At 71.4% G+C, this 8,046-nt stretch carries 8 protein-coding genes and 2 pseudogenes; 8 read left to right on the forward strand and 2 right to left on the reverse strand.

The features are described from left to right. Window positions 1–308: 308 nt before the first annotated feature. Window positions 309–1,508 (reverse strand): IS701 family transposase, encoded by a 1,200-nt coding sequence (locus KME75_RS37750; protein ID WP_219419734.1) that lies wholly within the window; start codon window positions 1,506–1,508, stop codon window positions 309–311. A 200-nt stretch (window positions 1,509–1,708) separates the two neighbouring features. Between KME75_RS37750 and KME75_RS37755 the strand changes: the two genes are divergently transcribed. From KME75_RS37755 to KME75_RS37765, 3 genes are all read left to right on the forward strand, one after another. Next, window positions 1,709–1,897 (forward strand): hypothetical protein, encoded by a 189-nt coding sequence (locus KME75_RS37755; RefSeq protein WP_219419735.1) that lies wholly within the window; start codon window positions 1,709–1,711, stop codon window positions 1,895–1,897. 306 nt (window positions 1,898–2,203) lie between these two features. Continuing rightward, window positions 2,204–2,626 carry a PadR family transcriptional regulator gene (locus KME75_RS37760; protein ID WP_219419736.1) on the forward strand — a complete coding sequence of 141 codons (423 nt, stop codon included), beginning with the start codon at window positions 2,204–2,206 and terminating at the stop codon, window positions 2,624–2,626. 245 nt (window positions 2,627–2,871) lie between these two features. Beyond that, window positions 2,872–3,210, forward strand: coding sequence for a four-helix bundle copper-binding protein (locus tag KME75_RS37765; RefSeq protein WP_219419737.1), 339 nt, complete (start codon window positions 2,872–2,874; stop codon window positions 3,208–3,210). Window positions 3,211–3,292: 82 nt separating this feature from the next. On the opposite strand, the gene KME75_RS37770 is transcribed toward KME75_RS37765, so the two are convergent. Next, window positions 3,293–3,709: a MerR family transcriptional regulator gene (locus KME75_RS37770; protein WP_219419738.1), complete on the reverse strand. Its 417-nt coding sequence runs from the start codon at window positions 3,707–3,709 to the stop codon at window positions 3,293–3,295. A gap of 139 nt (window positions 3,710–3,848) precedes the next feature. Here KME75_RS37770 and KME75_RS44380 point away from each other — a divergent pair. The 5 genes and pseudogenes from KME75_RS44380 to KME75_RS47200 form a co-directional block, all read left to right on the forward strand. Continuing rightward, window positions 3,849–3,956: pseudogene (locus tag KME75_RS44380) on the forward strand (heavy-metal-associated domain-containing protein); the annotation flags it as partial. An 82-nt stretch (window positions 3,957–4,038) separates the two neighbouring features. After that, window positions 4,039–6,516, forward strand: coding sequence for a heavy metal translocating P-type ATPase (locus KME75_RS37780; RefSeq protein ID WP_219419739.1), 2,478 nt, complete (start codon window positions 4,039–4,041; stop codon window positions 6,514–6,516). Window positions 6,517–6,574: 58 nt separating this feature from the next. Further along, window positions 6,575–7,018: a hypothetical protein gene (locus KME75_RS37785; RefSeq protein ID WP_219419740.1), complete on the forward strand. Its 444-nt coding sequence runs from the start codon at window positions 6,575–6,577 to the stop codon at window positions 7,016–7,018. A 38-nt stretch (window positions 7,019–7,056) separates the two neighbouring features. After that, complete coding sequence (locus KME75_RS37790) at window positions 7,057–7,638, forward strand: hypothetical protein (RefSeq protein ID WP_219419741.1); 582 nt, start codon at window positions 7,057–7,059, stop codon at window positions 7,636–7,638. A 281-nt stretch (window positions 7,639–7,919) separates the two neighbouring features. Then, a pseudogene (locus KME75_RS47200) lies at window positions 7,920–8,046 on the forward strand (transposase); the annotation flags it as partial.

Raw genomic sequence — 8,046 nt, forward strand, 5'->3', positions numbered from 1 at the left:
GTCGCGGTGTCCGGTCGGGCAGCAACGGCTCCAGCCGTGCCCACTCCGCGTCGGTCAAGTCGTGGCGATCAAGCACAGAAGAGATCTACCGCAGCCGACCCGCATGATCCACGGGACACGCTCTAGTACTGCAACGGCAGTTGATCAGTCCGGTGGTCGTTCGCCGCGGCGGCGGTAGTGGCAGGCGCGGGCTTGGTGCTGCCGGGCTCGGCGCCACCTCGACCAGTGCATGACGTGATCTATGCAGGTCGGCGGGCTGAGCGCGAGGGCGGCAAGGAGTCGGCGGATCTCGTTGGCCGATAGGGGGATCAGCGTGCAGCCGCTGGCTGCGGATCCCCCTTTTCCGCCGGTCGTGTGTGCTCTGCAGCGCGGGTGGCGGCGAGGTAGGCGGCGGCGAGCATGGCCAGGGTGACATGCGCGTACCAGGCTCTGAAGGATCGGACCTGGTAGTGATCGAGTCCGGCTTCGTTCTTCGCGGTCTGAAAGCATTCCTCGATCGCCCAACGGGCTCCGGCGACCCGGACCAGCTCGCGCAGCGGGGTGGTCGCCGGTGCGGCGCAGCGGTAGAACGCCAACTCGCGCACCGTCGTGCCCTCGCCGGGTTCGGTCTGGCGTCTGACCAGCAGCCAGTGCCCCCACCCGGCTGGCATTCCGGCGGTGTCGAGGACGACGGCGGTCCAGTCGTAGACCCGCTCGCCGTGCGCGCCGGCGCCGATCGAGCGCCGCTCCCACCCTGCCGCCCCGGTGTCGGGGTCGCGGGCCCCGGCGATCGTGGCGAGCACCTTGGCCTGGCGGCGGTGCCCATCCGGGCTGGTCAGCATGTCGTCGTTGCGGGTGGCGAGCACGAACGGGATCCGCCGCTCGCACAGCCAGGCGCGGAAGGTCGGGTTCTGCCCGTAGGCCTCGTCCGCACTCACCCACGACCACTCGGTGAGTACCCCGGCGTCGTGGGCACGTTCAAGCATGGCGATCCCGAGCTGCGGTTTCGTCGCGAACCCGACCTCGGCAGGAATCCCGGCGCGGGCGCACCGCTCCCGGTCCTCGGTCCACGAGGTCGGCAGGTAGAGCTCGCGGTCGATCAACGCCCGGCCCCGGGACGAGGCGTAGGCGAGGAACACCCCGAGCTGACAGTTGTCGATCTTCCCGGTGGTGCCGGTGTACTGGCGCTGCACTCCGGCCGAGCGCACGCCCTTCTTCACGAACCCGGTCTCGTCGACCACGAACACCCCGGACCCGTCGTCGCCGAGCTCGTCGAGGACATAGCCGCGCAGGTCGTCCCGAACTCCATCGACATCCCAGTCCGCGGTGCGCAGCAGTCGCTGCATCCCGTCCGGTGACACCGCCCCGGCGTGCTCGGCGAGGGTCCATCCGTTCTTGCGTTCCAAGCCCGCGAGTAGCCCACGCAGGTAGGTTCCGACCCGCTGCCGCGGCTCCGACCTGCCGAAACGGCCCGCGATCAGCTCCACCACCGCGTCCAACGAGGCCACCCACCCGGCAAGATCCACCACGCGGTGATCATCACCGCCGAACAGCGGTCAGCATCCCACGACACGCCATAACTGCCGTTGCAGTAGCTAGGACGAAGGTCGGCCGACCGCTCGGGCAGGGCGCGAGCTGCGGGTGCCGGGGGCACGCTGCGTTCTGCGGTTGCCTGGATGGTGCGTCGTCCCCGGTGACCGACACAGGAGTCGAGGATGGGAGTATCGCGATGAGCAAGAACAACGAGAATTTGCTGGCCGCCCAGGGCTGTGACGGCGGTGGGGGCTGCGGTTGTGGCTGCGACGGCAGCTGCGGCTGCGGTGCGAGCCCGCGGAGCAGCTCGGACAAGGAGAAGATCGCCGAGCTCGAGGAGGCCAGGGCGCGGATCGACCGTCAACTCGCCGAGCTGCGTCGCTGACCACATCAGACTGGTTCGGGGCGGAGACGGCTCCGTGCTTCCGGAGCGGCCTTTGCCCACCGTGGTCGGCGCGCGGCCGCCAGATCGTCGATACCGGTGTCTCGACAAGCTGGCCGTGGTGTGGCGAACCCGTGGCCAAGCCAGCCATCAGGCCGGTGTCGCGATGCATTGCCAGCTATATGATGAACACATCTAGTGCGGCGCTGCGCCATCTGGAGCTGGCCGTGCGGCTCCCAGGGGTGCGACGACGCCGGATGGGGCGAGCGGCCAGTGTGGGCGCGAGCGGTCGGAACGGACGGTGTCGCGGTGACGGGTTCACGCGGGCGGATGGATGAGCACCGGCCCGACGATGGGGGCGGTGCGCCTCCCGGGCAGGGCCACAGCGAACGCCGGTGGCGGTTCACCAGGCCGGCGGTTCTGCTGCTGCTGCTCCGCTCCGGGCCCGCACACGGCTACGACTTGGCACGACGGCTCTCTGCGGTGTTTCCCGGGATGAAGACGCCGAAGGATGCGGGCCTGGTTTACCGAGCTCTGAAAGGGTTGGAAGTCGACGGCGCGGTGCGCTCACACTGGGACCACTCGGACCCTGGTCCCGCCCGCCGGGTGTACGCCCTCACAGAGGCCGGCGCGGAGCAACTCGAGGGCTGGCGGGTGCAGCTGACCCGCGAGCTCGAGGCGATTCAGGCCTTCCTCAAGGAGTACGAACGAGCCGGTAGGCGATCGCATTGAGCCTCGGGTCGCTAGCTGCCTTCCGAGGCGCCCTCCTCGTGATTGGCGGAGGAAGTCGTGGAAGCACGCGTACGGCGTGCAGGGTTGCCCCGACGGGGTGGTTTGGCAGGGCCCGGATTGGGAACGGTCTTGACCTTGCCCTATGGGGAACCTCCTAGCGTGCGCGACGCGCAGGGCTCACGGTCCGACGCAATCGCGTAGGGCCGCGGCCGCGTGTGGTTGATCCGGACAATCGGAGGTTCGTGATGGCTGTGGCGACCGTGGACGAGGCGAACAAGGCGTGTGTGGACGCGTGCGCGGAGTGCCAGCAGGCGTGTGAGGCATGCGCCTACACCTGCTGCGTCAACGATGCGGCGATGGCCGAGTGCGCGCGGCTGTGTCTGGACTGCGCGGCGATCTGCGCGCTGTGTGTGACGCTGCTGTCCCGCGGCTCGCGCTGGGCAGACCGAGTTTGCCAGCTGTGCGCGGAGATCTGCGAGGCCTGCGCGGCGGAGTGTGAGCGCTTCGACGCGGCCGCGTGTCAGACCTGCGCGCAGGCGTGCCGGCGCTGCGCCGAGCAGTGCCGGGCGATGGCCTCGGCCTGAGCGCGGCAACGGCGGGGCGGGTTGTCGAACGCCGCCTCGCCGGGCTCGTCGTCAACCGGTCTGGGCCCGGGTAGCTGTCGGTTCAGCGTGTGGTCGTGGGTGCGGTTTCGATGATCTGGCAGATCAGGGCGTCCTCGCCGCGGCGCTGGCTCTCCCTGGCAGCGCGGCGTACGGCGGTCAGGGAGCGACGCAGCGCGCGCAGGTCGGCCAGCGTGCGGTCGAGCTCGGCGAGGTGGGCGTCGAGCAGTTCGGTGACCCGCCGGCACGGGGTGGCGCCGTGGCGTTGTAGGTCGAGGATGTCCTTGATCTCGCCCAGGGACAGGTCGAGGGCCTTGGCCTGGCGGATGAACCGCAGCACGCCCACCTCCTCGTCGGTGAACAGCCGGTAGCCGGCCTCGGTGCGCTGCGCTGGGGGCAGCAGCCCCTTGGACTCCCACAGCCGCACGGCTTTCGGGCTCACTCCGGCGGCCTCGGCGGCCGCGCCGACCGTCATCCCCATCGTGTTCCTCCCGTAGGTGTGCGCTTCGCCTTGACCTTACCCCGAGGGCAAGGTTCTAACCTCGGTCCGACAGCGATAACCGCAGGTCAGAAGCAGGGAGGGTCGCGCGATGGAGACGCTGGTGATGCAGGTCGAGGGGATGTCGTGCAGCGGCTGCGAGCAGCGCATCGCGAACGTGCTGCGCCGGGTCGAGGGCGTGCGCGAAGTCGCCGCGGACCACATCAGCGGCCGGGTCCACGTCACCTTCGGCCCCGAACTGGCCGACCCGGCAGCGCTCGCCGAGCGGATTGACCTCGCTGGCTACCACGTCGTCCTTGGGAGGCGAGCTGATGACCGCCAGCACGCAGGAACGCCCGCAGTTGTGGGACACCGAGCCGAGCACGACGCCGGGGCAGCGGCGGATCCGGGCGCGGATCGCGGGGCTGCACTGCTCGTTGTGCACGGGCACGATCGAGAAGGCGTTGGGCCGGATGTCCGGGGTGGGGATGGTGTCGGTGAGCCTGACCCACGAGCAGGCCCTGGTCGACTACGACCCGGACCGGGTCAGGCCCGAGGAGATCCTGGGCACGCTGCGGGATGTCGGCTACGACCTGTATGACCCGCGGAAGCTGCGCCCGTTCGAGGACGAGGAACGTGACCTGGTCCGGGAGGGTGCCCGGCTGCTGGCCGCGGTCGCGGCCAGCCTGACCGCGATCGGGCTGATCGCCGAGGTGTCCGGGATCTGGTCGGTGCTGGTGCCGGCGTCGGTGGTGGTGCTGATGGTGCCGCTGTCGTATGCGCTGCTGCGCCCCACCGGGCGGGCCCGCGCGGTGGGTGGCGCGCTGGGCATCGTCGCCCCGGGGGTGGCCGCGCTGATCGCCCGCGCCACTGGGCTCTTGTCCGAGCCGGTGATCGGGTGGCTGGCCGGGCTGCTCGCGGTGGGTGTGGTGGTCGGGGTGGCCCCGCACATCCTGCGGATGGCGTATCAGTCCGCCCGTCGCGGGATCCTCAACCAGCACGTGCTGCTCGAGGTCGGCGCGTTCGCCGGCATCGCCGGCGGAGTGATCGGGCTGACCGATCTGCTGCCGGACTATCCGACCGCCGCGTTCTTCGCGGTGTCGGTGCTGGTCGCGAACTACCACATCTTCTCCGAGTGGCTGTCGCTGCTGGTCAAGACCCGCTCCAGCCAGTCGGTCAAGAAGCTGCTCGACCTGCAGCCCGACCTGGCCCGGGTCGTGGCCGCCGACAGGGCGGAGTCCGAGGTCCCGGTCGAGCAGGTCGCGGTCGGGCAGCTGGTGCGGGTGCGGCCCGGCGAGCGCATCCCCCTGGACGGGCGCATCCGCGACGGGCACTCGGCGATCGACCTGGCCCTGGTCACCGGGGAACCCGTGCCGGCCGAACGCGGCCCCGGCGAGGAGGTCGTAGGCGGGGCGATCAACGGCACCGGCAGCCTGACGATCGAGGTCACCGCCACCGGCGCGGAGGGGTTCCTGGCCCAGGTGGTGCGCCACGTCGAGGGCGCCCGCGCGCTCAAACCCGGCATCCTGCACCTGGTCGACCGGATCCTGCGCGTCTACACCCCGACCGTGCTCACCACCTCCGCGCTCGCCCTTATTGGCTGGCTGGTCGGCAGCTGGGGCCTGACAGGGGAGGCGGACGTGCGCCGGGCGGTGTTCGCCGCGCTGTCGGTGCTGGTGATGGGCTACCCGTGCGCGGTCGGGATCGCCGCGCCGCTGGCGATCGTGCGCGGCACCGGCGCCGCCGCCGACCGGGGAATCGTCATGCGCACCGGGGAGGCGTTCCAGACCTTCCGGCTGGTGCGGCGGATCGTGTTGGACAAGACCGGCACCCTCACCGAGGGCCGCCCCAGCGTCCGTCACCTCGACGCCCGCGACGGCGACACCGACCGGCTGCTCGCCCTCGCCGCGGCCGCGGAGCACCGCTCCGAGCACCCGCTGGCCCGCGCCGTCGTCACCGCCGCCCAGCACCTCGGCCTGGCCCTGCCGCAGGTGCAGGACTTCGCGTCCGTCACTGGCTCCGGGGTCCGGGCCACCGTGGACGGCCGGCAGGTTCTGGTGGGCCGGCCGGAGTTCCTCACCGACGCCGGGATCGACCTGACCGCGCTGACCGGCAAGGTCAACCAGCGGCAGGCCGGCGGGCACACGGTCATCGTCGTCGCCCTCGACCAGACACCGGTGGGCGCGATCGCGCTCGGCGACGAGCTGCGCCCGGACGCCGCCGACACGGTCGCGCGGATGCACCGGGCGGGGCTGGAGCCGGTGCTGGTCACCGGCGACAACGAGCGCGCCGCCCACCGGGTCGCCGACCAGCTCGGCATCACCGCCGTGCACGCCGGCGTGCGCCCGGAGGGCAAGGTAGAGATCGTGCGCCAGTTGCAGGCCGACGGGACTCGGGTGGCCATGGTCGGCGACGGCATCAACGACGCCCCCGGCCTCATGCAGGCCGACGTCGGCATCGCCGCCGGCGGCGGCACCGACATCGCCGTGGAATCGGCCGACATCGTGCTGCTGCGCAGCGAGGTCGCCGCGATCCTCGACGCCCGCGACATCAGCGCCCGCGCGTTCCGCCGTACCCAGGCCAACGTCGCGCTCGCGTTCACCTTCAACGGCATTGGCGTCCCGTTGGCCACCACCGGGCTGGTTTACCCGGTCTGGGCCATGGTCGCGATGGCCGCCTCCGTCACCGCCATCTTCATCAACTCCCTCGGCACCCGCCCCTCCCTGCTGTTCCAGACCATCAGCAGCGTCGGCCGCAACCGCCCCGACCACCACGCAGACCAGGAGACGCCCGTTCGCGCCACCGCCTGATGCCCAGCACGGCGGCAGCGGCCGGGAGCGGGACCACAACGGAGGAAGGGGTGAGGTCGTGACGCGACGCCAGACAACGTCGCCACGCTGGCTGGCCGCTGCGGCGGTCGCCGCGGCCGCCAGCATTGGAGCCCTCGGCTACCTCGCCTCCCCGGACGCCGACCTCGCCCCGATCACCGGGCTCCGGCAACTCGACCTGCTCTACCTCGACCAGCCCGCCCCCGCCCTGGACCAGCTCGGCGTCGCACCCGGCTCTCCGGCGGTGATCCTGTTCTGCGACCCCCGCTGCGCCGACCCCGACCTCGACGGCGCCCAGATCGTGCACAGCAGCAACCCCCAGCTGGCCGCCCGCTACGCCCTGCTCACCACCACCGGCCGGGTCGGCCCGGGCTACGCCCTCGTCGACGGGCGCGGGCAGCTGCGCTACCGCACCTTCGACCCCGCGCCCGCCGAGCACACCGCGGAAATCCAGGTGCTCGTCGACGCCGCCCGGGTGGCCTGAGGGCGATCCGTGCCCGAACCCGGCTGGCCGTCATCGCGGTGGTCCTCGCCGAGATCCTGCTCTACACCCAGTACGCGCGCTTCGACGGCGAGTTCCACTACTGGCTGCACGGACTCATCGGCGGCGCCCTCGGGCTGGCCGTGCTCACCCTCGCCCGGCTGACCACCCGCGCCCGCCCCGACATGATGGCGACCACCATCGGTGTCGGCACGGGGGCGGCCCCGTGGGAAGCCGGGTTCCTCGGCCACCTCTACAGTGCCTTCCCCGACATCCTCTTCCTCGCCGCCGACCAGCCGCACGACTACTGGATGGACGCGTTCGCCTTCCACATCACCGCGCACTTCATCCCCGCCCCGATCCCCGCCGCGCTCGCACTCTTCCTGCTCGCCCTCGCCGGCTACACCCTCGCCACCACACCCCGCCGCGCACCGCGCACCGCCGCGGCGCTCGCGATCAGCACCGCCGCGGTCACCTCCGCGCTCGCGCTGTCGGCTGCGGCACCGATCCCCACCGACATCCAGGACCTACGAGCCCATCCCCGCCTCGCATGGCACCACCCCGACAGCCACCGCTGCGAGACCGGAAGCGACCTCCGGAGTCGCCGTGAAGGTCACGAGTAGGCACGACCGAACCGCGATGCGGACGAGTTCCGTGAACCGCCCCCGCAGCCAGCTGCGCCCGTGCCACTGTTCTGTTCCTGCCGGGCAGGTGCTGGTGAAACGCGGCGACCGAGGGAAGGGCATGCGAGCACACCGTCTGGCATCGGAACGGCGAGCTGACGCGCAGAGACAGGGCAGGATGGATGGGGCTGGTGAAGTGACCCCCGCTGGCCGGACACCTCCAGACTTGGCAGTAGCCGAGGAGGAGGACGCGCGATGGGGCGTCGAAGCAAGTACCCGAGGAGTTCCGCCGCAACGCCGCGCAGCTGGCGTTGGACGGTGGCCGCTCGATCCGAGACGTGGCCCGCGAGCTAGGGATCAACCACGAGACCCTGCGGAACTGGGTCGAGGCCCTGCGCCGGGAGCGCC

Origin of the sequence: Pseudonocardia nigra, from assembly GCF_019396355.1 — a bacterium.
Classification (GTDB): Bacteria; Actinomycetota; Actinomycetes; order Mycobacteriales; family Pseudonocardiaceae; genus Pseudonocardia; species Pseudonocardia nigra.

Bases quoted from the DNA above. Each gene is read 5' to 3' on its own strand.
- KME75_RS37755 (WP_219419735.1), top strand. From the start codon at position 1,709: ATGAGCAAGAACAACGAGAATTTGCTGGCCGCCCAGGGCTGTGACGGC.
- KME75_RS37765 (WP_219419737.1), top strand. From the start codon at position 2,872: ATGGCTGTGGCGACCGTGGACGAGGCGAACAAGGCGTGTGTGGACGCG.
- KME75_RS37770 (WP_219419738.1), bottom strand. From the start codon at position 3,709: ATGGGGATGACGGTCGGCGCGGCCGCCGAGGCCGCCGGAGTGAGCCCG.
- KME75_RS37780 (WP_219419739.1), top strand. From the start codon at position 4,039: ATGACCGCCAGCACGCAGGAACGCCCGCAGTTGTGGGACACCGAGCCG.